This is a genomic window from Metabacillus sp. GQ13 (assembly GCF_059758525.1).
The window spans coordinates 38,448-64,895 of record NZ_JCAXET010000016.1 but is presented as its reverse complement, the minus strand read 5'-3'; the positions used below and the strand labels follow the sequence as shown (position 1 = coordinate 64,895).

At 36.7% G+C, this 26,448-nt stretch carries 20 protein-coding genes and 1 tRNA gene; 1 reads left to right on the top strand and 20 read right to left on the bottom strand.

All coding sequences use genetic code 11. From position 1 onward, the window contains the following. Positions 1-226 precede the first annotated feature (226 nt). From rnr to AC6CHR_RS18745, 14 genes are all read right to left on the bottom strand, one after another. Positions 227-2,569, bottom strand: coding sequence for a ribonuclease R (gene rnr, locus AC6CHR_RS18810; protein WP_498250550.1), 2,343 nt, complete (start codon positions 2,567-2,569; stop codon positions 227-229). Positions 2,570-2,772: 203 nt separating this feature from the next. Further along, positions 2,773-3,513, bottom strand: coding sequence for an alpha/beta hydrolase (locus AC6CHR_RS18805; RefSeq protein ID WP_498250549.1), 741 nt, complete (start codon positions 3,511-3,513; stop codon positions 2,773-2,775). 581 nt (positions 3,514-4,094) lie between these two features. Further along, on the bottom strand, positions 4,095-4,328 hold the full coding sequence (secG, locus tag AC6CHR_RS18800) for a preprotein translocase subunit SecG (RefSeq protein WP_498250548.1): 234 nt from the start codon (positions 4,326-4,328) through the stop codon (positions 4,095-4,097). Positions 4,329-4,942: 614 nt separating this feature from the next. Beyond that, positions 4,943-6,235, bottom strand: coding sequence for a phosphopyruvate hydratase (gene eno, locus AC6CHR_RS18795; RefSeq protein WP_498250547.1), 1,293 nt, complete (start codon positions 6,233-6,235; stop codon positions 4,943-4,945). 182 nt (positions 6,236-6,417) lie between these two features. Beyond that, entirely contained in the window at positions 6,418-7,965 is a 1,548-nt protein-coding gene (gene gpmI / locus AC6CHR_RS18790) for a 2,3-bisphosphoglycerate-independent phosphoglycerate mutase (protein ID WP_498250546.1), read from the bottom strand. After that, the gene (gene tpiA / locus AC6CHR_RS18785; protein WP_498250545.1) at positions 7,958-8,719 is read right to left on the bottom strand and encodes a triose-phosphate isomerase; all 762 of its coding nucleotides are present in this window, start codon (positions 8,717-8,719) and stop codon (positions 7,958-7,960) included. The genes gpmI and tpiA overlap by 8 nt, the downstream gene beginning before the upstream one ends. 195 nt (positions 8,720-8,914) lie before the next feature. Next, positions 8,915-10,099, bottom strand: coding sequence for a phosphoglycerate kinase (locus AC6CHR_RS18780; protein ID WP_498250544.1), 1,185 nt, complete (start codon positions 10,097-10,099; stop codon positions 8,915-8,917). Positions 10,100-10,479: 380 nt separating this feature from the next. Next, the gene (gap, locus tag AC6CHR_RS18775; RefSeq protein WP_498250543.1) at positions 10,480-11,487 is read right to left on the bottom strand and encodes a type I glyceraldehyde-3-phosphate dehydrogenase; all 1,008 of its coding nucleotides are present in this window, start codon (positions 11,485-11,487) and stop codon (positions 10,480-10,482) included. A 120-nt stretch (positions 11,488-11,607) separates the two neighbouring features. Further along, positions 11,608-12,627, bottom strand: a complete 1,020-nt coding sequence (locus tag AC6CHR_RS18770; RefSeq protein WP_498250542.1) for a sugar-binding transcriptional regulator — start codon at positions 12,625-12,627, stop codon at positions 11,608-11,610. Positions 12,628-12,767: 140 nt separating this feature from the next. Continuing rightward, positions 12,768-13,007 (bottom strand): glutaredoxin family protein, encoded by a 240-nt coding sequence (locus AC6CHR_RS18765; protein WP_498250541.1) that lies wholly within the window; start codon positions 13,005-13,007, stop codon positions 12,768-12,770. A 48-nt stretch (positions 13,008-13,055) separates the two neighbouring features. Then, entirely contained in the window at positions 13,056-14,336 is a 1,281-nt protein-coding gene (gene rpoN, locus AC6CHR_RS18760; protein ID WP_498250540.1) for an RNA polymerase factor sigma-54, read from the bottom strand. 446 nt (positions 14,337-14,782) lie between these two features. Continuing rightward, entirely contained in the window at positions 14,783-17,968 is a 3,186-nt protein-coding gene (locus AC6CHR_RS18755) for an EAL domain-containing protein (protein ID WP_498250539.1), read from the bottom strand. Positions 17,969-18,382: 414 nt separating this feature from the next. Then, positions 18,383-18,598 carry an STAS domain-containing protein gene (locus AC6CHR_RS18750; protein ID WP_498250538.1) on the bottom strand — a complete coding sequence of 72 codons (216 nt, stop codon included), beginning with the start codon at positions 18,596-18,598 and terminating at the stop codon, positions 18,383-18,385. A 714-nt stretch (positions 18,599-19,312) separates the two neighbouring features. Further along, positions 19,313-19,388 (bottom strand) — tRNA-Arg (locus AC6CHR_RS18745). A gap of 711 nt (positions 19,389-20,099) precedes the next feature. Here AC6CHR_RS18745 and clpP point away from each other — a divergent pair. Then, on the top strand, positions 20,100-20,702 hold the full coding sequence (gene clpP / locus AC6CHR_RS18740) for an ATP-dependent Clp endopeptidase proteolytic subunit ClpP (protein WP_498250537.1): 603 nt from the start codon (positions 20,100-20,102) through the stop codon (positions 20,700-20,702). Positions 20,703-21,231: 529 nt separating this feature from the next. Here clpP and AC6CHR_RS18735 read toward each other — a convergent pair. The 6 genes from AC6CHR_RS18735 to trxB form a co-directional block, all read right to left on the bottom strand. Beyond that, on the bottom strand, positions 21,232-21,489 hold the full coding sequence (locus tag AC6CHR_RS18735) for an HPr family phosphocarrier protein (protein ID WP_498250536.1): 258 nt from the start codon (positions 21,487-21,489) through the stop codon (positions 21,232-21,234). A 23-nt stretch (positions 21,490-21,512) separates the two neighbouring features. Beyond that, positions 21,513-22,463, bottom strand: a complete 951-nt coding sequence (gene whiA, locus AC6CHR_RS18730) for a DNA-binding protein WhiA (protein ID WP_498250535.1) — start codon at positions 22,461-22,463, stop codon at positions 21,513-21,515. 29 nt (positions 22,464-22,492) lie between these two features. Then, a complete protein-coding gene (gene mgfK / locus AC6CHR_RS18725) occupies positions 22,493-23,455 on the bottom strand; it encodes a gluconeogenesis morphogenetic factor MgfK (RefSeq protein WP_498250534.1) in 963 nt (320 codons plus the stop codon). 9 nt (positions 23,456-23,464) lie between these two features. Further along, entirely contained in the window at positions 23,465-24,370 is a 906-nt protein-coding gene (gene rapZ, locus AC6CHR_RS18720) for an RNase adapter RapZ (RefSeq protein ID WP_498250533.1), read from the bottom strand. Between the two features lie 109 nt (positions 24,371-24,479). Further along, entirely contained in the window at positions 24,480-24,947 is a 468-nt protein-coding gene (locus AC6CHR_RS18715; protein ID WP_498250532.1) for an 8-oxo-dGTP diphosphatase, read from the bottom strand. A 481-nt stretch (positions 24,948-25,428) separates the two neighbouring features. Beyond that, positions 25,429-26,379 carry a thioredoxin-disulfide reductase gene (trxB, locus tag AC6CHR_RS18710; protein ID WP_498250531.1) on the bottom strand — a complete coding sequence of 317 codons (951 nt, stop codon included), beginning with the start codon at positions 26,377-26,379 and terminating at the stop codon, positions 25,429-25,431. Positions 26,380-26,448 lie beyond the last annotated feature (69 nt).

The following is a 26,448-nucleotide window of genomic DNA, read 5'->3' as shown; positions in this document are numbered from 1 at the left end:
ACTTATTCTCAATCTATTCACTGAATTCCTGTTAATATAGAGGTTTTCTTATTTTTTTGAGCATTAAATAGAAAGAAAGTAAAAAAACGCTTTAAAAAGCGTAGAAGGAGAAAAGCTAGATTTTATTCTAACGTGAATACCTTTTTAAAAATATCCTATAGTACAATCTAAGGTTAAGATTCCTTACAAAGGGTCGGGCACTATTTGCACCAGACCCTTTGTAAAATCAGTTTCTTTTCTTCTTTTTCCGTTTTGCTTTTGGTGCATTTTCATAATGTTTTTTCTTCTTTTTCCGTTGTGGCCTTGTTGACCATTCTTCGTCTTTACCATCTGAACTTTTGGTTTGACCAGCTTTTTGGTCCGTATTTCTTCGACCATTTCCAGCGATTATGATCTTTTTCTTTTCTTTCTCAGGGCGTTTTCTTACACCCTTCATGCCGACAATTTCAAAGTCAATCGAACGTTCCTCTTTATTTACATTGACAACACGAACAGTTATTTCATCACCAATACGGTAAACATTACCTGTCCGTTCGCCAATCATCGCGTAGTGACTTTCATCATAACGGTAATAATCATCTGTCATATAACTGACATGGACAAGACCTTCTATTGTGTTTGGTAACTCAACGAACATACCGAAGTTGGTCACAGAACTTATCATACCATCATACTCTTCGCCGATTTTATCTAGCATGTATTCAGCTTTTTTCAACTCATCGGTTTCTCTTTCAGCTTCAACCGAACGTCTTTCCATATTTGACGAATGCTCAGCGATGACTGGTAAACTTTCTCCCCATTTAGATCGAGTATCTTCATCGACTTTTCCTTCTATTAAATACGTTCGAATTAAGCGGTGAACGATTAAATCAGGATAACGTCTAATCGGTGATGTAAAATGAGTATAGTATTCAGTAGATAAACCAAAATGTCCTAAGCTTGTTGGATCATATTTTGCCTGCTTCATCGAACGAAGCATAACGGTTGAGATCACTGTTTCCTCTGGTGTTCCCGCTACTTCTTCAATTATTTTCTGTAATGCTCGGGGATGAATATCATTTGCAGAACCTCTCACAGCATAACCGAAATTCGTTATGAATTCTAAAAAGCGTTGCAGCTTCTCTGTATTTGGTTCTTCATGGATACGGTAGATAAACGGAACATTCATCCAATGGAAATGTTCAGCAACTGTTTCATTCGCAAGCAACATAAATTCTTCTATTAAACGCTCAGCAACTGTACGTTCACGAATGACAACATCAGATGGTGTGCCATCTTTATCAACAAGGACCTTTGCTTCTTTAAAATCGAAATCAATAGCTCCACGGTCCATCCGTTTTGTGCGAAGAACCTGAGCAAGTTCACCCATTAGATCAAACATTGGCACTAATTCTTTATACTTTAGTAGAACCTCTTCATCACGATCTTCCAGAATTTTTTTCACATCTGTATAAGTCATTCGTTCCGTTGTCTTGATCACACTTTGGAAAATCTCATGTTTTACAACGATACCATCTTGATCAATTTCCATTTCACAAGACAATGTTAAACGATCTACCTTTGGATTCAATGAACAAATACCATTTGATAGTCGGTGTGGAATCATCGGAATCACTCGATCTACCAGATACACACTTGTCCCGCGCTCTAATGCTTCACGATCAATCGGAGACTGTTCTGTTACATAGTGGCTAACATCGGCAATATGAACGCCTAATTTATAGTTGCCATTTTCTAATTTTTGAACGGTAACAGCGTCATCTAAGTCCTTCGCATCTGCACCATCAATGGTAACAATGGTTTCATTACGAAGGTCACGTCGATCCTTTAGATCTTCTTCTTTAATGGTTTCAGGAACTTCATTTGCTTGCTGAAGTGCTTCTTCTGGAAATAGTCCTGGAAGTCCATGCTTATGAATAACAGATAATATATCAACACCAGGGTCATTTTTGTGACCAAGAATTTGGATGACTTCACCTTCTGCACTCATCCGACCTTCTGGATAGGTTGTTAATTTTACAACTACTTTATGACCTTCTATAGCTCCATTTGAAACATCTTTCGGAATGAAGATATCGTTTGCGATTTTTTTATCATCAGGGATAACAAATCCGAAGTTCTTGCTTTCGGTGTAAGTCCCAACAATTTCTTTTACACCGCGTTCAAGGATGCGGATTACTGTTCCTTCTTGTCTTGATCCTGAAGAACCTTGACTGACTCTGATTAAAACAATATCACCGTGCATTGCTGTCTTCAGTTCATTAGGTGGAATAAATACATCATCTAAGCTTGGGTCTTCAGGGTCTAAAAAAGCAAAGCCCTTTGCATGACCGATCAGTTTTCCTTTTAGTAAATTCATTTTTTCGGGTAGACCATAGCGATTGCTCCGAGTTCTAACAACTAGCCCTTCGTCCTCCATAACTACCAATGCTTTAACAAAGTCTTTAAATTCTGCTGAGTCCTCAATTCCAAATGCCTCTTCTAACTCTTGAACAGTGAGTGGTTTATATGCCTCATCCTTCATAAAAGCTAGTAGCTTATTAATATGTACCTGTATTTCTTGATCCATTTCATATCCTCCTTTTTACCAATAGCATTTTTCGTAAAGATTGCTGTTTTTCGTACTAAGTACATCTTTGCGAATTTAGCTTGTCTTCGTGCTCTTTTCGTATAATTACTCAGCCATTTTTTTAAAAAATAGTATCCAATTTATACGATAAAATTCAGTGACCGATTTTTATAAGTTTTCAGTAAAAATTTTTTAATAGAGCCTTACCAATCAAGACTCTCTAAAAATTGGTATACGTCTTCATGTAATTGATCCCGTTCTTTATCAAGAGTAATAACATGACCGGATTCCTCATACCATTTTAGTTGTTTTTGATCGTTTTCTACCTCGTTATATATAATGTTCGCACTATCCGTATTAATCATGTTATCATGTCTTCCTTGAGCAACAAACGTTGGGGAATAGATCATATCGACATTGTTGCGAACATCGGCAATAAGCTCTTGCAAACCTTTTAACGTACCCATCGGAGACTTAGCAAAGTCTTTCATTTCTGCCTCTATTTCTTCTGGTGATTTCCCCTCGAACTTCTTATAATTTCTAGCATAGTCAAGAACACCTTGATACATAACCTCTTCACTCTTTATATACATTGGTGCACACATTGGGACAATACCCTTTACAGGTACAGTGTAACCTAATTTAAGGGAAAACACTCCACCTAAAGACAATCCACCAACAGCTATATCTTCAAAGCCGAGATCCTTTAAATGTTGATAGCCCTGATGTACATCTTGCCACCAATCCTCAGGACCAGTATGAACAAGTTCCTCAGGTGGTACCCCATGTCCTTTGTATTGTGGTGCATGGCATGTATATCCTCTCTCACTTAAATGACGGGCCATCATCCGAACATCCGCTGTATTTCCTGTAAAACCATGTAATAATAGAACCGCTTTATCTCCGCCTTCAAACGTAAAAGGCTTTGGTAACACTCTTTTCATTGCTAGTAACTCCTTTTCTTAGCTCTTATCTAATCATTCATTGTTTCTTTCACCTTTAGTGTCCAAATTTATGTAGAAAACACTCATTCGTAATAATACGAAGAGTAACTATTAAGGGACTAATCATACGAATTATTAACACAACCTATTATTATCAATTTCCATCCTTAGTTTATCCCTTTTAGTGACTATTTTATGTAGACTCATTGTATAACTGGGTCTTATCGTTGTGATAGCCTCAAAATATGTGATTATGTTGTGTTAGTGAGACGTTATTTAACAATGGTCTCTCTTCTATTAAAACAAACGTTATTCTTTGATACCAACATGTTTACTTAAGGCTGTTTTCGCAAAGATTGTTGTTTTCCGTACAAAGTACTAATTTACACGTTTTAACTATATCTTCGTGCTCTTTTCGCTAAATTACTCTAATATCCCTCTGGAGATAGCTTCAATTTACATTATAAAAATCCAAAAGCCGATTTTTATTCGTACTAGAGCAACAAACTTTTAGAAAAGAGCCTTACTTAAAAAGACTAATAAAAAAACGAGCCTGATGCTCAGACTCGTTTTTTCAATGATTAATCAACTATATAAGCTACCAAGATTGTCAAAACAAAGAATAATACCGATAGAATAACTGTTGCCCGGTGTAAAACGAGATCCAGACCACGAGCCTTTTGCTTTCCAAAAAGCTGTTCGGCACCACCAGAAATTGCACCTGATAAACCTGCGCTCTTACCTGACTGTAATAAAACAACAGTGATTAAAGCAATTGATACTAAAACTAGTAGGATAATTAATGCTGTATGCATGAAATGACACCTCCTGTTATACGTACAACGAGATAGTATAAATGTATCACAATTGTATGATGTTAACAATAGAGTTTATTATCGCATTAGCATTATACGTAAAATAACTACCGTACTAAAGACTAACGTACCATTTACTCTTAGGGATACAACTCTCTTACTTTTCTCAGATGTTCTAGCTTCATTACGGAAATGGTTTGGCGAGGATATGAGCGTTTTTGAATAGTAAAGTCTCCTGTTTGGATAATCTATCAATGATTCCGATCTTATCCCTGGGTATTTGGCGAGTGATGACTATTTTGGGTGCTAAAAATGTAGGATAAGAGGCATTTCGTAGCTTTTAGCAAACGATTAAGACGATGTTTTTTAATTCTTTTATAATTCTGTTTTCGCAAAGGCTTGTTGTTTTCCGTACTAAATACTAATCTACACGTTTTAACTATATATTCGTGCTCTTTTCGCTAAATTACTCTGATATCCCTTTGGAGATAGCTTCAATTTAGATCATAAAAATCCAAAAGCCGATTTTTATTAGTACTAATGTAACAAACTTTTAGAAAAGAGCTTATAAAAAACGGAACCACCTTTTCAGGCAGTTCCGTTTTTGTGTATGATTATTTTTTCAAGTTGTAGAATGTTTTGATTCCATCGTATTTTGCTACATCAAGTAGTTGATCTTCGATGCGAAGTAATTGGTTGTATTTCGCAACACGGTCAGTACGTGATGGTGCACCTGTTTTGATTTGGCCAGCGTTTGTTGCTACAGCGATGTCAGCAATTGTGCTGTCTTCTGTTTCACCAGAACGATGAGAGATAACTGCAGTGTAACCTGCGCGTTTTGCCATTTCGATTGCATCAAATGTTTCTGTTAATGTACCGATTTGGTTAACTTTGATAAGGATTGAGTTACTGATTCCTTTTTCAATACCTTCAGCAAGTTTCTTCGTGTTTGTAACGAATAAATCGTCACCAACAAGTTGTACTTTACCACCAAGGCGTTCAGTTAATAATTTATGACCATCCCAGTCATTTTCATCTAAGCCATCTTCGATTGAGATGATTGGGTATTTAGAAGCCATTTCTTCGTACCAATCAACCATTTCAGCAGATGTTTTGACAACACCTTCACCTGAAAGATGATACTTGCCGTCTTCTTTGTTGTAGAATTCAGAAGATGCAGCATCCATAGCTAGCATAACTTGCTCTCCTGGTTTGTAACCAGCTTTTTCGATTGCTTCGATGATTGTTTGAAGAGCTTCTTCGTTTGAACCTAAGTTCGGAGCGAAGCCACCTTCGTCACCAACTGCAGTATTTAGGCCTTTACCTTGTAATACTGATTTAAGGCTGTGGAAAATTTCAGCTCCCATACGTAATGCTTCACGGAAGTTTTCTGCTCCAACTGGCATTACCATGAATTCTTGAATGTCAACGTTGTTATCAGCATGTTCTCCACCGTTAACAATGTTCATCATTGGTACTGGTAATGTTTTAGCGTTGAATCCGCCAAGGTATTGGTATAAAGGAACTTGTAGGTAATCTGCAGCAGCGCGAGCAGCAGCAATAGATACACCAAGGATTGCATTAGCGCCTAATTTACCTTTGTTTTCAGTTCCATCAAGCTCGATTAATGCTCTGTCAATAGCTACTTGTTCAGTTACATCGAAACCAAGTAATTCTGGAGCAATTAATTCATTTACGTTTTTAACAGCTGTTAAAACGCCTTTTCCTAAATAACGGTCTTTGTCACCATCACGAAGCTCAACTGCTTCATATTCACCTGTTGAAGCACCACTTGGAACTAATGCACGACCAAATCCACCTGATTCTGTGTGTACTTCTACTTCTACTGTTGGGTTTCCACGTGAGTCTAATACTTCACGAGCATAAACGTCTACAATGTACGGCATGTTTAATAGTCTCCTTTTTTTATAAAAGTTATTTTTATTTTAATTACGACTGTAGTCACAAGGATCGTCTTTTCGTAAAAAGTTTCACAATCCGTTATCTAGTCTATCTTCGTGCACTTTTCATTAATTACTTTGTTTATTTCATTGAAAACAGCTTCAATTTCTACAAGGTTCAAGTGCAACTAATTTTTAGAAAATGGCTTTAGTAATGATTTTCCTGTCATTTCAACTGGTTGTCCAACATTTAAAAGATCTAACATCGTTGGAGCTAAATCTCCTAGCATTCCACCATCACGAAGTGTAACACCATTCTCAGTAACGATCACTGGGACTGGATTTGTCGTATGAGCTGTCATTGGCTCACCTTCAATCGTCATTACTTCATCAGAGTTACCGTGGTCTGCTGTAATGATTGCTTTTCCACCCTTAGCAAGAATCGCATCGACAATTTTGCCAAGGCATTCATCGACCGTTTCAATGGCTTTAATTGTTGGCTCAAGCATACCAGAATGTCCAACCATATCAGGGTTTGCAAAGTTTAAGAGAATCGCATCAAAGTTATCAGCTTCAATTTCTGCAAGCAACGCGTCCGTTACTTCATATGCACTCATTTCAGGCTGAAGATCATAAGTTGCGACCTTTGGTGAATTAATCAAGATTCGTTCTTCACCAGGGAATTTCTCTTCACGTCCACCACTCATAAAGAAGGTAACATGTGGGTACTTTTCTGTTTCAGCGATACGAAGCTGTGTTAGATTATTTTGTGCTAACACCTCTCCAATTGTATTATCTAGGTTTGTTGGTTTAAATGCAACATACCCATCAACTGTTTCACTGAAATGTGTTAAGCAAACAAAATGTAAGTTCTTCGGATGCTTTTCTCCACGATCAAATGAACGGAAATCTTCATTTGTAAATGTGTTTGAGATTTGAATCGCACGGTCTGGACGGAAGTTATAGAAAATAACGGCATCGTTATCAGCAAGTGTTGCTACTGGTGAACCATCCTCTTTTGTCATAACAGACGGAAGGACGAACTCATCAAAGATTCCATTATTATAAGAATCATCGATACAGTCCATTGGTTTACTGTAAGTAGGACCTTCTCCATAGACCATTGAACGATAAGATTTTTCTACACGATCCCAACGTTTGTCACGGTCCATTGAGTAGTAACGACCTGATAATGTTGCAATTTCACCAACACCGTATTCTGTGATTTTTTCAAGTAATTCATTCACATATTTTTTAGCCGTTTTTGGACCAACATCTCGTCCATCTAAGAAACCATGAATATAGACATTTTTAACGCCTTCTTTTGCAGCAAGCTGTAAAAGTGCGAATAAATGTTGAATATGGCTATGAACGCCACCATCTGATAATAGACCGAAAAGATGAAGATTGGTACCGTTTTGCTTCACATGGTTGATCGCATCAGTAAAGGTTTGATTTTTTTGAAACTCACCTTCACGAATCGCTACATTCACACGAGTTAAGCTTTGATAAACAATACGACCTGCTCCAATATTTAAATGGCCAACTTCAGAGTTTCCCATTTGACCTTCCGGAAGGCCTACTGCTTCACCTGAAGCAATTAGTTGGGAATGTGGGTATTGATTCCAATAACGGTCAAAGTTTGGTTTCTTTGATTGTGCAACTGCATTTCCTTTTACCTCATCTCGGCAAGCAAAGCCGTCAAGGATAATCAGTGCAACTGGAGCTTTACTCATTATTACTAGCCTCCAAAAGCTGAAGGAAAGATTGTGCTTCTAAGCTTGCGCCACCAACTAATGCACCATCGATATCTGATTGTGCCATATATTCTTTAATGTTCGTTGGTTTTACACTGCCACCGTATTGAATACGTACTGCTTCTGCTACATCGCCAGTAAATTGCTCTGCAACTACTTTGCGGATATATGCACAAACTTCATTAGCATCTTCAGCTGAAGATGATTTACCTGTTCCAATTGCCCAGATTGGCTCATAAGCAATAACAGTTTGCTTTACTTGATCTTCTGTTAATCCTTGTAAAGCAAGCTTTACTTGGTTACCAACTAGATCATTTGTTTGACCAGCTTCACGTTCTTCTAGCGTTTCACCACAGCAAACGATTGGAGATAAACCGTGTTTGAAAGCAGCTAACGTCTTTTTGTTTACAGTTTCATCTGTTTCTGCAAACATTTCTCTGCGTTCAGAGTGTCCTAATACAACATAGCTAACACCTAAATCTTTAAGTGCTACTGGGCTGATCTCCCCAGTAAAAGCTCCACTTTCTTCAAAGTGCATAGTTTGTGCGCCTACTTGAAGGTCACTATCTTTCGTTAAGCCTACTAAGCTCTCTAAAAATAATGCTGGAGCACAAACGACTGAGTCAACTTTATCTGTTCCTGGTACTAAGCTCTTTACTTCTTCAACAAAGCTTCTTGCTTCTGATGAAACCTTGTTCATTTTCCAGTTACCTGCAATGATTGGTTTTCTCATCTTTACACCGTCCTCTTCTTTGAATCTTTGAACGTACTATGTTCGGGGTCGATAATCGATCTCTACTACGAGTGCAAATCGATCAGCTTTAACCGAACGTTTCTGCATTTGCTTACGTACTGATAAGAGACTTTTCGTGCTTTTAGATGTCGCGACAAATCTAGAAGTAACGAAGGCATCTTTTCTTATACGTACTTATTTATCGTTCAATGCCACTACACCTGGAAGTTCCTTACCTTCCATGAATTCAAGAGAAGCTCCACCACCAGTAGAAATATGGCTCATTTTATCTGCCAACTCAAACTTTTCTACAGCTGCTGCTGAATCTCCTCCTCCAATGACAGAATATGTACCTTCTGCTTCAGCTAATGCTTCCGCAACAGCCTTCGTACCACCTGCAAATGCCTCAAGTTCGAATACACCCATTGGTCCATTCCAAATAACTAATTTAGACTTTTTAATAACATCCGCATAAATTTCACGTGTTTTCGGTCCAGCATCTAGGCCTTCCCAATCACTTGGAATGCTATCAATAGGAACAACTTTAATGTTTGCATCATTTGAGAAGTCATCTGCCACTACTACATCAACAGGCATATAGAAGTTAACGCCTTTTTCCTTCGCTTGATCAAGGTATGATTTTGCTAAATCAATTTTATCTTCTTCTAATAATGACTTACCAACTTCATGTCCTAATGCTTTAATGAATGTATAAGCTAATCCTCCACCAATGATTAGGTTATCAACTTTATCGAGTAAATGGTCAATAACACCAATCTTATCTTTAACCTTTGCACCACCAATAATTGCTGTGAAAGGACGATCTGGATTAGATAAAGCTTTCCCTAAAACTTCAAGCTCTTTTTCCATTAAGAATCCTGCAACAGCAGGTAAATGCTCGGCAATTCCTGCAGTTGATGCATGAGCACGGTGAGCTGCACCAAATGCGTCATTTACATAAACATCAGCTAAATCAGCAAATGCTTTCGCTAATTCTGAGTCATTTTTTTCTTCACCTGGATAGAAGCGAACGTTTTCTAGTAGAAGGACGCTACCTTCTTCAAGTTTAGCGATTTCCGCTTTCACTGAATTACCATAGGCTTCATCTGTTTTCACAACATTTTTACCTAAATGATCTTGTAGTTTTTCTGCTACTGCATTTAAGCGAAGTTCTTCAACTACTTGACCTTTTGGACGACCTAAATGGCTCGCTAAAACAACCTTTGCACCTTGCTCTGTAAGATACTGAATTGTTGGTAATGCTGCACGGATACGTGTATCATCTGTAACTTGTCCATCCTTCATCGGAACGTTAAAATCCACACGACAAAATACAACTTTCCCTTTTACTTCAATATCCTTAACTGACTTTTTGTTCATGAAAAGCCCTCCTCTTTTGAAATGCCAAAGCGCCTTACAAAGAAAAACAGAATTTTCCATTTTGCAGATAAGCGCTGTAACCGAACCATCAAAATCCAAATGATATTTCTCTCTAACAAAATTACACGACAGGTTGTACATCTAAGTCAAGAAAAGCACAAGCGCCTTGATCAGCCCCATAAGCATTAGACGCTCATGACTCGAGGGGCTAGGCGATCACCAAACCTAAGTAAATACCTTTTATTTTACTGAACTAAGTTGGCTTCTTTCATATCGAACCCACCCATAAAAATAGGGAAAGGGGATGATCCCCTTTCCCCATTTATCTTACATTATACCCTTATTCAATTCGTTCTCCAAATTCATGAAGATTGTAAGGATTAAAGTCCTTTTGAAGCTAGGTATTCAGCAAGGTCAACTACACGGTTAGAGTAACCACTCTCGTTATCATACCAAGAGATAACTTTAACCATGCTACCTTCCATAACCATAGTAGATAATCCATCAATTGTAGAAGAATTGATGTTACCATTATAGTCTCCAGATACTAATGGCTCTTCACTGAATCCAAGGATTCCGTTTAATTCGCCTTTAGCAGCTGCTTTGAATGCATCATTTACTTCGTCAACAGTTACTTCTTTGTCTAGCTCAGCAACAAGGTCAACTAAAGAAACGTTAGGAGTTGGAACACGCATAGCTCCACCGTTTAATTTACCTTTTAATTCAGGTAATACTAGAGAAACAGCTTTTGCAGCACCAGTTGTAGTTGGGATGATGTTTTCAGCTGCCGCACGAGCACGACGGTAGTCTTTATGTGGTAAATCTAAGATTTGTTGATCATTTGTGTATGAGTGAACAGTTGTCATCATTCCACGTTTGATTCCGAATTTATCATTTAATACTTTAGCAAAAGGAGCTAAACAGTTAGTTGTACAAGATGCATTAGAGATTACATCGTGGCTAGCTGCATCGTATTTGTCTTCGTTTACACCCATAACGATTGTAATATCTTCGTCACTAGCTGGTGCAGAGATGATAACTTTTTTAGCGCCTGCTTCTAAGTGTTTCGCAGCGTCAGCACGTTTTGTGAAGAAACCAGTTGATTCAACAACAACTTCAACACCTTGCTTGCCCCATGATAATTTAGAAGGGTCACGCTCAGCTGATACTTGAATTGTTTTACCGTCAACAACAAGGTTGTTACCGTCTACAGAAACTTCTGCATCAATTTTCCCGTGAACTGAATCATATTTTAAAAGATGAGCTAGCATATTAGCGTCAGTTAAATCGTTAACTGCCACAATCTCAACGTTCGAGTTTTTTAGAGCTGCACGGAAAACATTACGACCAATACGACCAAAACCATTAATACCGATTTTTACTGCCATGATTTAATTTCCTCCTTTGAATATGTTCGAAGATGTCATCACCTTTGAACGTTACACTAAACTTATTTTTGTCCATATCTATCATACATACCCAGAAATGAACATTTATAATCAGGGACGTTAATCCCTTATTAACTTAAGCGCAGCACCTTCATCTGTAATAAGGACAGAGTCTAATGCCTGTTTCATATAAGCTTTTATTGCTTTTGCTTTTGAAGCCCCGCCTGCTACCGCAATAACATTCGGCATTTCCTCAATGTCGTCTAGCTGAATTCCTACTGTTTGAACCTTATGTACGATTTTTCCCTCTTGGTCGAAGTAATAACCAAATGCTTCTGCAACAGCATCTCCCTTTTCAATCTTAAGGAAGTCCTTTTCCGGAGTTCTCCGACGTTCAGCCATTGTTTTAGCGTCTCCTATTCCATGAACAACCATACTCGAGGATTTCATCATAGCTAAGAGTTCTTTAATAGAAGGTTCTTCAACAATTGATTGATAAGCATCCTTACTTAACTGATCTGGAACATGTAAAAGTCGGTAATTTCCGCTCGCACGCTCTGCCATTTTCGCACAGATTGTATTCGCTTGATTTTCTACCGTTTCTCCAAGACCTCCACGTGCAGGAACAAATAGGATTTCGTGATTTTTATTATCTGGAGTCATCATTTCAGCTACAGCAGCAAGGGTCGTACCTCCAGTAACAGCGACGATATTTTTACCGTTTAATCGCTTTTTTATACATGTAACACATGCTCTTCCCATTTCCTTTTTCACCCATGGAGATTGATCGCTATCACCCGAAACAACAATAACCTTGTTAAGATTAAATCTCTCTTTTAATGTACTTTCCAAAAGAGTTAATCCTAAAACATCCTTCATCATTTCTTCGAGAGCTTTCAAAAGAGAGCTTCCTTCTTTTGTTAAGGTCATACCAGAAGTGTGAATATCGATCAAATTCTGATCCTTCAGAAACTGAACTTCATTTCTTAGTATCCGCTCACTTAACCCAAGACTAGATGAAAGGCTTCTACGTCCAATCGGCTGCATCAATCTAATATATAGAAGAATTTGATAGCGTTTTTGCATAACCTGTAAAAGGTCAGGCAATAATTTCTTTTGTACCTCTATTAATGATATCATTTTTTGCTATCCCTTTCTGAGTCGACATGGACCGTAAAAGTCCCACTATGACTTATTATGTCCCACCACTCAAAAAAAAATCTCCCCTGCTACCTCTTTATTTTATCAGGGTGAAATTACATATTCAAGAAATGTTTCTCTTATTTTTGAAGTAAACGCTTTCTTATTACTTCTTTTTCCAAAATCCCATAAGAAACCACTTTATCATCGATTTTCACGACTGGAATCATGATTTGGTATAGCTCTAATAAACGATCATCTTTGTAGATATCGACAACTTCATAGTCAAATGGAACATCTTGTTGGATTTCTTTGATAACAGCTAACCCATTATCGCATAAGGAACAATTTTCTTTCGAGTAAAAAACGACCTGTTTCATCGCTACATTTCACATCCATTCTGTTTTATTTTACCTGTCCCTACTGAATTAATACTGCTTCCTAATTACTGATGTAGGGATTTTTAGTTGTTCACGGTATTTTGCAATTGTTCGTCTTGAAATGATCATACCATACTTATTTTTCAGTTCAGTGGCAATTTTTTGATCTGATAATGGTTTCTTTTTATTCTCTGAATCAATTAATTCTTTAAGCTTTATTTTCACCACTGCAGTAGAAACCTCACCATGATCATCGAGCTTGTTTGAAAAAAATGACTTCATAGAGACAAGACCCTGAGGTGACTGAACAAATTTATCCTTAACCGTCCTACTAACTGTTGATTCATGGATTTCTAATGTCTCAGCGATATCCTTTAATGTTAAAGGCTTCAAATAACTTTTTCCATTAATAAAATAGTCTCTTTGCCTTTGTGTGATCACTTTCATAACATTTATCATTGTTTCTTTGCGTTGTTCTAATGCTTTCATTAACCATTTTCCTTGGACGATTTTTTTAGAATAAAATCCCATTGTTTCTGGATCGGTTTTAGTTAACTCTAAAGGTTGATTGATAATTAATTGCGGTATAAGCCAGTCATTATAATGAACCACGAGATCGTGACTTGTTTTACTCACAATCATCTCCGGTATGACATAGGTGGTATGATCATGTTCATATTTCAGCCCTGGCCTTGGTTCAAGCTTTCTAATCATACCTTGAATGTCCTGGATCTCATTAATTGGTACATTTACTTTTTTCGATAGCTCTTTCCAGGATTTTTCTGCAAATAAATAAAAATATTCTGAAATGATCGTCTCAGCTAATATACTTCGAACAGGCAATCTTCTTAATTGCAATATGATGCATTCACGGAGAGAACGAGCACCAACACCAGCAGGGTCTAAGCTTTGGAGTAAATTAAGCTTACTTTCCAACCAGTCCTCGCAAACCATTAACTCTTGTGCTAAAACATCTAGATCGTCCTTTAAGTAACCATTTCCATCAAGTGCATCAATTAAATATTCTAGAGCCACTCTGTCCTCTTTCTTCATTTGAAAGTCTATTAACTGTTTACGCAAATGTTCACTAAGACTCGTTTTTTTCGCACATGTATTTTCAATGTATGATTGCTTATCTGATTTAGCTAATGAATGCTGATATGGGGAATGATCGTTTTCTCTCACTTCAATTAGGGGATTTTCCAATGTAAGTTCTTGAATATATGATAGAAGGTCGACTGAGGAGTACTGCAATAATGTAACAGCCTGCTGCAACTCTTGAGTCATTGTTACCTTTAACGTCTGTTCTTGTATTAATCCAATTTTCATCATACCTTCCCCCTAGATAACATTTTACAACAAGGCTATGGAAAGAGGAACAAACACAATCATGTTAAGAAGTATTTTTATTAAACTCTATGTATACTTTGTACGGAAAACAACAATCTTTGCGAAAAACAGCCTTTTATTATTTTTATGCTCCTGTTTTAATATGATGATTGTTATTGGCTAGGGTTAATAAGCAAGGGGGTAGCCCTGAGGACTAAGATCGATTCATTCGCCCTCAGCGGCACCCGTTCTTAGACTCTTTCCATCTATCGCTACATTACGTATAGAACAAGAAAGAGGAGGATTAAATTGATACCTAAACGATTCTTTTCTTTTATAAATTATCTAGTGTTCCTCCTTGAATCAATTAGTTATTGGGCGATCCCATCGGCAAGTGGGTAGCGAGGGGACGTTTCTAAATGGATTTTTTCTTTAAGAAAAGTTTCTCAGTAAACGTTTTTCGCCACCCCGACAACATGTTGAACTTTTCCTTGCTCATCTATTACTGGTTTAATATACAAATCAAATAAACACAAGCTACCATCACTCTTAGTCAGTGTTAACTCGATCCGATTGGACTTTTTAGTGCGAACAACTTCCTCAAATATTTGCATATGCATTTCTTTATCTTCTTTATTAATAACGCCTTCAACAAGATTCCGCCCCTCTAATATACTTACTGGAAAACCAAGGACCGTTTCATGAGAAGGAGAAGCATAAAGCATATTTCCTGTTACATCGAAAACTGAAATGAGATCTTCCATATTTTCAGCCATTAACTGATATAAGTTTTGCGTTTCAGTTAACTCCATTTCTGTTTCTTTTAATTTCGTAATATCAACACTTGATCCAATAACTTCTATTACTTCTCCCCCTCTTTTAATCGGGTTTAATGCACAAAAGGTATGGATACGATTTATCGGTCCTTCAAATGTTACATTTTCCTCTCCATTCCAAGCCCGCTCATATATTTTTGTAAGTTCAACTGCTTTATCATATGGAAGGAAATCGAAGACAGACTTACCAATTACTTGGCTTGGAATGAGATTTAAACGGGACAACAACATGCCATCACATAATGTATGGATATAATCCCCACTTTTTTCGACAAACTTAAAAATAAGTCCTTGTTGATATTTCACAGTATTCTGTAATTCAACTCTTGCATTACGCAGGGTCTCTTCTATCAAATATTTCTCATGTAACTCCTCTGAAATACCAAATGTTTTTACTAAACCTTCTATTTCCTTATATTGACGAATAAACTCTTCCTCTGTTATTGGTTTACTAAAAAAATACCCCTGTCCTTCTTCACATAGATGCTCCTGTAAAAAAATCAACTGTTCCTTTGTTTCAATACCTTCTGCTACAACATTTAAATTCAAATTATGTGCCATCGAAATAATTGTCTTTACTATTGTTTCATCATAAGGATTGGTATGGAGTTCGCTGACAAACGATTGATCAATCTTTAATGTATCGACTGGGAAACGTTTTAAATAGTTTAATGAGCTAAAGCCTGTACCAAAATCATCAATACTGATTCGAACACCTAATTTTTTTAACGCTTGGAGGGTTGTGATTGCACGCTCGATGTCCGCAGTCATACTTTCTGTAATCTCTAGTTCCAAAAATTGCGCTTCCAGCTCAGTAGCTTGTAGCACCTTCTCAATTGTCTCGACAATATTTATTTGTAAAAATTGTCGTACCGATAAGTTAACAGAGATAACAATGTTGATAAAGCCTTGTTCATGCCACTTTTTATTTTGAAGACAGGCTGTATATAATGCCCACTCACCTATTGGAATAATTAACCCTGTTTCCTCTGCAATCGGTATAAAGTCAGCCGGTGAAACCATACCCAATTTTGGATGATTCCAGCGTATGAGTGCTTCAGCCCCGACGATGCGGCCTGTTTTCAAGTTTATCTTCGGCTGATAATAAAGCATAAATTCATCTTGCTTTATCGCTTTATGCAAGTTCATTTCTAATTCTAATGGATTCATGCCATTTTTGCTTTCATCTGTCGAATAAAAATGATAGGTATTCTTACCTGCTAATTTCGCTTGATACATAGCAAAATCTGCATTTTTTACTAATGTTTCAGCTGTGTTACCATCTTCTGGAAAGAGACTAATTCCAATACTAGGCGATGTGAAAATATCATTATGATGAATTTTGATTGGGGTAGATAAGGCCTCTAAAATTTTAAGCGCTAGAGTGGAAGCAACATTTCGATCTGCATTCTCTAGAATGATAATAAATTCATCGCCACCTTGGCGAAAAACAATATCTTCTTGAAGTACCGATTCCTTCAATAGAACGGCCACTTCCTTTAATAGGATATCCCCCAATGAATGGCCAAGTGTATCGTTTATCAATTTAAAACGATCTAAATCAATAAATAATATTGCTAATGTTTGCTTTGTATCGATAGCCTTATTTAGTAATTTGGATAATGTATGTTCCAAATTACTCCGATTTGGCAATCCAGTCAAATAGTCATGAAATGCTAAATGCTGAATCGTAAGTTCCGCCTTTTTTTTGTCCGTTATATCTTTTACAATACAATATACACCAACGATTTCACTATTAATAATAATAGGAATATTTGTTACATAGATATGAATCTTGTTCCCATTGTTATGAATCAATACACTCTCACAGTCTGTTGCTAATCCCTTTGTAGCCAGTAGAAATTGTTCATTTGTCTTCTCATAATACTCTTCCATCACAATTCTTTGATAATGTTGATTAATCCATTCTTCTATTTTATAACCCGTAATCCTTTCTAGTGCTTTGTTTACTGATAAGACTATACCCTTCTTGTCAAAGCGAACAACAATATCAGGATTATGTTCAAAAAGAGATCGATAATCTTGTTCAGTTTGAGAGAGCTTAAGAGACTGAGTAGACAGCTTTCGGTCAATTATTGAACTAACAATAAAAATGCTTAATATGAAGAAACTCCCTACGATTAAACCAACTGAAAGATAGTGATTATTATCAAGTAAAAGTGTATCCTCAAATCGAGGTCGAATGGTCATACCTAACATCGAAATATAGTGTATGAACATTAAACTTAGTCCAAATAACACTCCACTATAGAGTTTTACACGAAAGTCCGTGATACTAGCAAAGCTCCTTAACTTAACGACCATTTTTATAATTAGAAAAGGTGCAATTAACGCTAACAATATAGAAGCTGTCATAGCCATTCGATTGTATCCTAAATGACCATTGATAGCCTCCATCCCAAAGAAATTGAGTAGTAGAATGCTTACTGTTATTGACAAACTCGCCAATATAATACGTTTTTTCGTTGTTTTAGCTTTTGTACTAATCAATAGTGTCATAAAGATTAAGACCATAGCTAACACTAAAGAACTAAACACAAAAGGTAAATCAAAAGTATGGAAGTGAATAAATGCTATCAAACCAATAAAATGTGAGGTCCAAATTCCAATACTTACAGCAAACGTACCATACAATAACCAAACTATTTTCCGTCTACCCTTTTGAATAATGAGGCGATTAAAAATATCAAAACCTACAAAGAAGGATATGATCGCTAATATAAAAGAAACAAGTACAAGTGTTATATGAAAGTTATTAAAAATTTGATCATTCAATCTTTCTCACCCCGAATTAATAAATGTGCCTAGATCCTTTAATCAATTATATATTGCATTAGCATACTTTTTCTATATATAAAACGGTAGGGTAAATGAGTACTAGAGCAAGTACCCTAATAGAGTCTTATACAAACACACCATCACCGAGTATTTCTGGAAGTTGCTAAAACCCGAAAACTTCCATTACTTTCTCCTTTACGTTTAAGACCATTACCTTTGTCCCAAGATCGTTTAATGTGTTCACCAGTTTAATAAAGGCTGTTTTCGCAAAGATTGTTGTTTTCAGTACAAAGTACAACTGCACACGTTTTATGCCTTACCATCGTGCTCTTTTCGCTAAATGACTCTGATACCCCTCTGGAGATTGCTTGAATTTACATCATAAAATCCAAAAGCCGATTTTTATTAGTCCTAGAGCAACAAACACTTAGAAAAGAACCTTAATAAAAGACCCATACCAAAGGAATCTACAAATGGAACTTTCTCAAAATTCAAACGAACTGTCTGATAGTTTTCTAATGCTGGAATCAATTCCCCTTCGATAACTTCTGTAGCTTCAATATCTAAATCTCCTTCTAATTTCACTTCAAAGATAGCTTCTTCGGGATTTAGTGAATAGTTAATCATGATATTCTCCCCAATTCCCATTGGCCCAATACAATTCTTCCATTATTATCAAGTTGGATTTTAACATTATATTTTGTTTTTTTGAATGTGTATTTTACGGTTCCGACTATTACCGAGGTGCCTTAAACCAACTTCAGAAGTGCCATTACTACTTTTGAGGATGTGATAGGCTCTGAAACTTCAGCTGGTAAAATAATATGCTGATTACTGAACTAGGTTCGTTTTAACTTGTATTGAAACTGTGAATACATTGATTAATTCCTTTCATTTATTTAAAAGATACATACTAATCACCGTTTACAAGTTGGTTGCCCTCCATTCTTCTATTATTTGGTTGGAAATTATCGTACTCGGTTCCTATCTATCCAGTACTCTTTATACTGCTTCTTTAAAATTAAACTCATTAAAATATTGCATAAACGTGGCTAGGTATGGATTGTTAAATATCATTAAAGATCCTTTTTAAATAAAGGCTCTTTTCTAAAAGTTTGTTGCTCTAGGACTAATAAAAATCGGCTTTTGGATTTTTATGATGTAAATTCAAGCAATCTCCAGAGGGGTATCAGAGTCATTGAGCGAAAAGAGCACAGTGATAAGCTTAAAACCTGTACATGTGTACTTTGTATGGAAAGCAACAATCTTTGCGAAAACAGCCTAAATAAAAAATAGCAAGGACTGAGATTTACTCAGATCCTTGCTATTTTCCCTATTTAACGCGCTCGGAGGGATTCGAACCCCCGGCAGACATGGTACCGGAAACCATCGCTCTATCCGACTGAGCTACGAGCGCACATTTGAAGACTAGTGTACTTCATATAGAAATTTAACACCAGTTAGAATATTATACGATAAATTGCATGTGTTTATCAATAGGTATCATTAAATTAAGATACCTTTTAAAAAAGTATACCTTCTTTTACCGTTTAGCTTTAGAACAACTGACGACTTTTTAACAATTAAACATCCACGTAATTTGCCTCCATATCTCGATTACACATCGTTTCAGCCATGATAAATAACCCTCATTAACAACTATGCTTCTCTATTTTATATAGGCTCTTTTCTAAAAGTTTGTTGCTCTAGAACTAATAAAAATCGGCTTTTGGATTTTTATAATGTAAATTGAAGCTATCACCAAAGGGATTTTTGAGTAATTTAACGAAAAGAGCACGAAGATATAGTTAAAACGTGTACAATACTACTTTGTACGGAAAACAACAATCTTTGCGAAAACAGCCTTTATATATGACCTTCCATCCTGTTTGAAATCAAATAAATGTGGGAAACATGATTACATGTTATGCTTATTAAGAACATAGTATAGTAAGGGAAAAGGTTTGATCAATCTTACAGTCTTTTTGTTTGACCTTTATTGACCTTAGTTGTATGATGGTAATACATAAAGTAATTCAGCTGCAAGTATCAAAAACAGTATCTGTACGAATGTTTATAGGTTATGAACCACCGTGCAATCTCTCTTATATTAAAGGAGGAATAAAAAATGAATTTAATCCCAACAGTTATTGAACAAACAAACCGTGGTGAGCGTGCTTACGACATTTATTCTCGACTATTAAAGGATCGTATTATTATGCTTGGTAGTGGTATTGATGATAACGTAGCAAACTCAATCGTTTCACAGCTACTATTCCTAGAAGCAGAAGATCCAGAAAAAGATATTTCGATCTATATTAATAGCCCAGGTGGATCGATCACTGCTGGTATGGCGATTTATGACACGATTCAATATATTAAACCAAGTGTATCAACGATTTGTATTGGTATGGCAGCATCTATGGGTGCTTTCCTCCTTGCAGCTGGTGAAAAAGGTAAACGTTATGCACTTCCTAACAGTGAAGTTATGATTCACCAACCACTTGGTGGTGCTCAAGGTCAAGCAACTGAAATTGACATTGCAGCGAAACGTATTCTTTTCTTACGTGACAAATTAAACAAAATTCTATCAGACCGTTCTGGTCAGCCTTTAGACGTCATCGAACATGATACAGAGCGTGATAACTTCATGACAGCAGATCGTGCTCTAGAGTACGGTTTAATCGATAAAATTTTACAACGTAATATTCTACTTGATGAAAAAAAATAAGTCATTATTTTAAGAGTTAAAGCCAAGTGCTTTAACTCTTTTTCATGTTTTTAATGCAAGGCTGTTTTCGTAAGAATTGTTGTCTTTCGCACAAAGAACTAATATACGGTTTATGCTTATGTCGCGCTCTTTTTGCTTAACTACCCTTCCAAACTCTTTTAAAGTAACTTCCGTTTATAATAGAAAAAATTCAAAAGTCAATTTTTTATGTCTGAATGCAAAAAAACTTGTTAGGTAAAAACCTAATGCAAAAAAGCACTCCGCTGGTATCTACTACGGTGTGCTCGCTATTTTATAAGAAATAGTTTTGTTGTACTCGATTGCGTAAGAGCCCAGTTCATACGGAACTGAACGGGGCTCTTGCGCTTTTCTAGTTGTCTAGCTCCAAAGCACCAACTCCTATTGAACTTCACTCTCCTCCATAAGATAAGTCAACATCGTATCACTTTCGTTCTTCGTGTTTCCTTTATCTCATTGCGGAGTGCTCCAGTTCATACGGAGCTGTACTTGGGCTCTTGCGCTTTTCTAGTTAACCTTCTTGTTGAACATAGGTACTTAAGTTTTCTACTGCATCTTGTTCATCATTACCTTCTGCAATTAGCGTGATCGTTGATCCTTTGCTAATTGCTAAGCTCATTAGTCCCATAATGCTCTTTGCATTGACTTTTTTTCCGTCCTTTTCCAGGAATACATCTGATGTAAAACGGTTTGCTTCCTGAACAAATAATGCAGCTGGGCGTGCTTGTAAACCTGATTTTAGGTGTACTTCAACTTGTCTTTCAACCATAGTTATCTCCCCATCTCTCTGATTTATTTTAATGTTAGCGGTTGACCTGTTCGTATCTGCTCAGCAATTTGGTCTAATTTTCGCAAGCGATGATTAATCCCAGATTTGCTTATTGTACCGCTTGATACCATTTCGCCAAGTTCTTTTAATGTTACCTCTTGATAGTCGACCCGAAGCCTCGCTATTTCACGAAGTTTATCAGGCAAAGCATCTAATCCAATCTTTTCGTCGATTAAGCGTATATTCTCAACCTGTCTTATTGCTGCACCAATCGTTTTGTTTAGATTGGCGGTTTCGCAGTTTACTAAGCGATTCACCGAGTTTCTCATGTCACGAACAATTCTAACATCCTCAAAACGAAGCAATGCTTGATGCGCTCCGATGACATTTAGAAACTCCGTTATTTTCTCAGCTTCTTTAAGATAGGTAATGAAGCCTTTTTTTCGTTCTAACGTTTTACTATTTAAATCAAATGTATTCATTAACTCGCAAAGAGAATCATTATGCTCTTTGTAAAGCGAGAAAATTTCGAGATGATAGGAGGAAGTTTCCGGATTATTAACAGAACCACCAGCAAGAAATGCCCCACGTATATAAGAACGTTTGCAACACTTCTTTTTCACCAATTTTTCTGAAATACTCCTTACAATATTAAAGCCTTCCTCTAAAATATTTAAATCTTCTAGGATGAATTTCGCCTTTTCAATTAGGCGTACGATATATACATTGTTCTTTTTTAAGCGCATCTTCTTACGTACTAATAATTCGACTGAAACCTCGTATTGCCTTTTTAATAATGTATAAATTCTTCTTGCAATTGCAGCATTTTCTGTTTGAATATCAATCGATATCATTTTATTAGATAACGATAATGAACCGTTCATTCTAATAAGTGCAGATAGCTCTGCCTTTAAGCAACAAGGCTTAAGTTCTAAGTTTGTTAATTCCTTTTTTGTTTCAGATGCAAATGACAACCTCTGCACCCCCATTCTTAGCCATGCACTTATTTCATGTCTTGTTGAAGAATGCCATAGAGCAGTTTCGCCACTTTATTTGTATCGTGTCTAATCACATTATTATCATAATTAACAATTTTATCTGTGATGACTTCAAGTCCTAGTGCTTTTAAAGCTTCGATATCAAAGTGAACTGGTTTGGCTAGCTCTTCTTCATAGATTGATTTAATTTCATCTGGAATTTCTTCTTCATTAACAAGAATTGTATTCATAAAAGTGCATTTCATATGATCATATAATGCTTTAACATGATCACTTGCAGAAAAGTTCAATGTTTCTCCTGCCTGTGTCATTACATTACAAATGTAAACCTTTTTTGCTTTTGAATGACAAACTGCATCACCAATTTTTGGAACAAGTAGATTAGGCAAAATACTTGTATATAAACTACCAGGTCCAATAATAATCAAATCTGCCTCACGAATCACGTCCAATGTTTCAGGAAGTGGTTCGATTTTTTCAGGTGTGAGAAAAACACGCTTAATCTTCTTACCTGAGATTGGTATTTTCGATTCACCAGATACGATTGTTCCATCTTCCATTTCGGCATTTAAAATGACACTCGTATTTGCTGCAGGCAATACTTTCCCCCGCACATTTAATACAGTACTCATTTCCCTTATTGCATGGACAAAATCTCCTGTAATGTTTGTCATTGCTGCTAAGATGAGATTTCCTAATGAATGGCCAACTAAGTTATTTCCTTTATTGAATCGATGTTGAAAAAGTTCTTCCACAAGCGGCTCCACATCTGACAAGGCTGCTAATACATTACGGATATCACCTGGAGGAGGTATGTTTAGCTCATTACGGATCATGCCAGAGCTACCACCATCATCGGCGACGGTGACAATAGCTGTAATGTCAACCGGGAATTGCTTTAACCCTCTTAATAGGACGGATAAACCAGTTCCTCCACCGATGATAACGACTTTTGGTACTTGGTCCAAAGTCATTCGTTAATGTTGCTTTCTTTTCTCAATATCTCGATGAGACACTTGAGTATGATAGTCATTTTGGTAATGGTTGGCAATGTACTCAGCTAATGTAACAGAGCGATGCTGTCCTCCAGTACAACCTATGGCGATGACGATTTGGCTCTTTCCTTCACGCTTATAATATGGAAGCATAAACGTGAGCAAATCTATGAGTTTCTCTAAAAACTTTTGCGTTTCACTCCATTTTAACACATATGAGGATACTTCCTCTTGTAATCCGGTTTTCGGCCTCATATGGTCAATATAGTGTGGATTAGGCAGGAAACGCACATCAAACATTAAATCAGCATCAATTGGTACGCCATATTTAAAACCAAATGATGTCACATTAACTGTGAATGTATGCTCAACACTTGATGAAAATTGCTTAAGAATTTTTTCTCTTAATTCCCTTGGCTTCAAGCCAGTTGTATCATAAATCAGCTGCGCTCTGCCTTTCAGCTCTTCGAGAAGTTCCCGTTCAAGTCCAATTCCTTCTAGAGGTAAGCCTTTCGATGCTAATGGATGGGATCTTCGTGTTTCTTTATATCTCGTCACCAATGTAGCATCTTTGGCATCAAGGTATAATATCTGAGGTGTAAGCCATGTACTTTCAGAGAGATCGTCAAGTGCTTGGAACAGATGATCGAAGAATTCCCTACCACGAAGGTCCATAACCAGCGCTACCTTATTCATTTTAGCGCCAGATTCCTTCATCAACTCTAAGAATTTTGGTAAAAGGGTAGGTGGTAAATTATCTACACAAAAATATCCAAGATCCTCGAAGCTTTGAATAGCAACTGTTTTACCCGCTCCTGACATACCCGTTATAATAACCATTTGAACATCATTTGAAGTCGGTTGTTGCTCATTCATATCATTTGTCATTGTCCGTTCCTCCTTTCACCTAATACCTCTATTCGTTCAGTTTATCTTCGTTCTAAAGAAGGCAAGACAAACCGTTCGGTGGATATGCTATGTATATATTTATTTCACCCTATTGTGGATCTAAACGATAGGAAATTAACTCGAATTCTGGGGTATAGGTAAAGGTCCCATATAGCATACCCGTACCTTTAATGACATAATCTAAAATGTGATGATCCCCTGGAGCCATTGGCAGTGTTTGGATAGCTTCCTTTTCATGCCATTGTATGGTGCCTTCTTCTGACTCAAGGACATTTGTACCTTGGTAATCTGTTGCTAAGAAGGTGAACATCATCCATTCTGAAATAATATCTTTTCCATCCTGGATTATAAAGGTGAAAACACCCTTTAATTGGGGATTTTTAATGTATATGCCTGTTTCCTCGCGATATTCACGGGTCACTGTATCTTTAACAGATTCACCTAATTCCATTTTCCCGCCAGGCGCCACCCACCAGCCTCTTCTTGGTTTTTGAAGGAGTAGTATTTTGTTTCCTTCCATTAAGACGCAATTTGTAACTCTCTGCACCTTCTTCACCTCTATTTCCCATGACTTTAGAAAAGCGCAAGTGTCATGCTTTAACTAGGAAAAATCAAACGTACATGGTTGAAGTTTTTCTTATGCCTTCAATCAAGTGTTGACGATCTCTAGATTAGCCATGAAACAGCATAAGAAACGTTCTTGTCTTTTCTATATTATACTATTTATATTTGGTCTTAACAACGAACACGATTTATGGTGTTCTCATTTTATATACGTTTCAAAACAAAATCAGTTTCACTTTTTGGTACTATTTTTAACAATCTTTCTATTTTTAGGTTATGTGGGGATATTCCGGTTTATTTGTACGAAAAAAAGGACAAAAAAAGGAGCATGGAAAAGGGCGTCCATGCTCTAAAGTAATTCTATTTATAAAAGGGGGTCAATTACTACCCTTATAGTAACCGATAATTGTTTCACCCATGTTACAGGAGGGTTAAAACAGAATTACGAATGTGTTAAACATTCTTACATGCATTTAATTCTTCAGCTTTAGCTTTTCCGTCAACTCTTCAATATAGTGCTGTGCACTTTGGGCTGCAATACTTCCATCACCTGTTGCAGTGACAATTTGACGTAGCATCTTCTCACGAATGTCACCCGCGGCAAAGATTCCTTCTACCTTTGTTTCCATTCGTTCATTTGTTTCAATATATCCCTCATCGTTTGTGATACCTAGACTCTTAAATGGTTTGGATAACGGTAGCATCCCGATATAAATAAACACACCGTCCGTTTTAAATTCTTGTTCTTCACCATTTGTCGTATTCACTAAGGTAACTTTCCCTACCTTACCATCTTGATCATGAATTTCCTTAACTGTGTTATTCCAGATGAAGTCAATTTTTTCATTATCAAATGCACGTTGTTGAAGAATTTTTTGTGCTCTTAGTTCATCACGGCGATGGACGATTGTCACCTTAGAAGCAAAGCGTGTTAAATAAACGCCTTCTTCTACAGCTGAATCTCCTCCTCCAATAACAACTAACTCTTTCCCTTTAAAGAAGGCACCATCACAAACGGCACAATAAGATACGCCACGTCCACCTAGTTCCTTTTCTCCAGGCACACCGATTTTTTTATATTCAGCACCAGCTGTAATAATGACTGCTCGTGTTTTATATTCTTTTTTTCCAGCTTTCACTGTTTTATATTCTTCGCCATCAATGATTTCTTGAATATCTCCATAAGCATATTCAGCACCGAATTTCTTCGCATGGTCAAACATTTTTGTTGATAACTCAGGTCCTAATATATGATCAAAACCAGGATAGTTCTCTACTTCTTCTGTATTAGCCATTTGCCCACCTGGCACTCCTCGTTCAATCATAAGTGTTGATAAATTGGCACGTGATGTATAAACAGCTGCCGTCATTCCTGCTGGACCAGCGCCTGCTATAATAACATCGTAAATTTTTTCTTCAGACACGAATGTTCACTCCTCATTAAAATGATTCCTTTTATTATTAACTACTTTTGCGAAGAATGCTGTTTTTTT

Coding starts and splice junctions, on each gene's coding strand:
- AC6CHR_RS18750 (WP_498250538.1), bottom strand. CDS start 18,598: ATGATTAACTATTCACTAAATCCCGAAGAAGCTATCTTTGAAGTGAAA.
- AC6CHR_RS18735 (WP_498250536.1), bottom strand. CDS start 21,489: ATGGTTGAAAGACAAGTTGAAGTACACCTAAAATCAGGTTTACAAGCA.
- AC6CHR_RS18770 (WP_498250542.1), bottom strand. CDS start 12,627: ATGATATCATTAATAGAGGTACAAAAGAAATTATTGCCTGACCTTTTA.
- rnr (WP_498250550.1), bottom strand. CDS start 2,569: ATGGATCAAGAAATACAGGTACATATTAATAAGCTACTAGCTTTTATG.
- rpoN (WP_498250540.1), bottom strand. CDS start 14,336: ATGAAAATTGGATTAATACAAGAACAGACGTTAAAGGTAACAATGACT.
- eno (WP_498250547.1), bottom strand. CDS start 6,235: ATGCCGTACATTGTAGACGTTTATGCTCGTGAAGTATTAGACTCACGT.
- clpP (WP_498250537.1), top strand. CDS start 20,100: ATGAATTTAATCCCAACAGTTATTGAACAAACAAACCGTGGTGAGCGT.
- gpmI (WP_498250546.1), bottom strand. CDS start 7,965: ATGAGTAAAGCTCCAGTTGCACTGATTATCCTTGACGGCTTTGCTTGC.
- rapZ (WP_498250533.1), bottom strand. CDS start 24,370: ATGACAAATGATATGAATGAGCAACAACCGACTTCAAATGATGTTCAA.
- AC6CHR_RS18805 (WP_498250549.1), bottom strand. CDS start 3,513: ATGAAAAGAGTGTTACCAAAGCCTTTTACGTTTGAAGGCGGAGATAAA.
- AC6CHR_RS18765 (WP_498250541.1), bottom strand. CDS start 13,007: ATGAAACAGGTCGTTTTTTACTCGAAAGAAAATTGTTCCTTATGCGAT.
- gap (WP_498250543.1), bottom strand. CDS start 11,487: ATGGCAGTAAAAATCGGTATTAATGGTTTTGGTCGTATTGGTCGTAAT.
- AC6CHR_RS18780 (WP_498250544.1), bottom strand. CDS start 10,099: ATGAACAAAAAGTCAGTTAAGGATATTGAAGTAAAAGGGAAAGTTGTA.
- secG (WP_498250548.1), bottom strand. CDS start 4,328: ATGCATACAGCATTAATTATCCTACTAGTTTTAGTATCAATTGCTTTA.
- tpiA (WP_498250545.1), bottom strand. CDS start 8,719: ATGAGAAAACCAATCATTGCAGGTAACTGGAAAATGAACAAGGTTTCA.